The sequence below is a fragment of the Paenibacillus sp. Y859 genome, assembly GCF_056786405.1.
In genome coordinates, this window is the sequence record NZ_JBXCIZ010000048.1 from 1 (window position 1) to 617 (window position 617).

Annotated in this window: 1 protein-coding gene; it reads right to left on the reverse strand. The window is 39.9% G+C overall.

The window, feature by feature from the left end; translation table 11 throughout:
* The coding region (locus AC1TO8_RS23870) for a hypothetical protein (protein WP_482058070.1) at nucleotides 1–617 on the reverse strand (617 nt) is incomplete at both ends.

Here is a 617-nt window from a genome sequence, read left to right on the forward strand (position 1 = left end):
GTACAGGGAAGTCAGAACTTCTGAGTTCTGTCCATTCTGTGCATAATTCTCATTGATTTGAATGGGTAGATTCATTCCAACTCTTGCATCATCGTAGATATACGTTTGTTTATATTCACTCGTATCCCCTTGTGATTGCAACTGGCTCAATTGAATCGTTTCGGGATGAGCTGCTCCATCATTGATGTGATGGAATTGGTACTTATCCTTAGCATTCCCTGATTGAATCGTCGTTTCTGAGTTAAATGAACCCTCAGGATGAAGAATGTCTTCATTCGTATAGGTAAATTTCACTTCATTAAAAATTTCAGTGCTTTGGACGGTTGAGAATATATCTTTGCGGCTTGATACTTTATAAATTTCCCTAGTTGCATAATCACCTATCTTCTTCATATGTGCCGTATACTTTAGCTCAGTCAATCCGGAATAAGGACTCAATATTCCGTACAGTACAGCCTGATGCTCAACACCCTGAGATGCTGCATTCCCCACATGATCTGCTATGAAATTAAATGCGGATTCTCTAGCGGTATAGAAATAGATCGTGTTCAGACCCATGGCATCTGTTACAGAGGACAATGTCTGATAATCACCTTCTGCGCCTAACTGATATACCA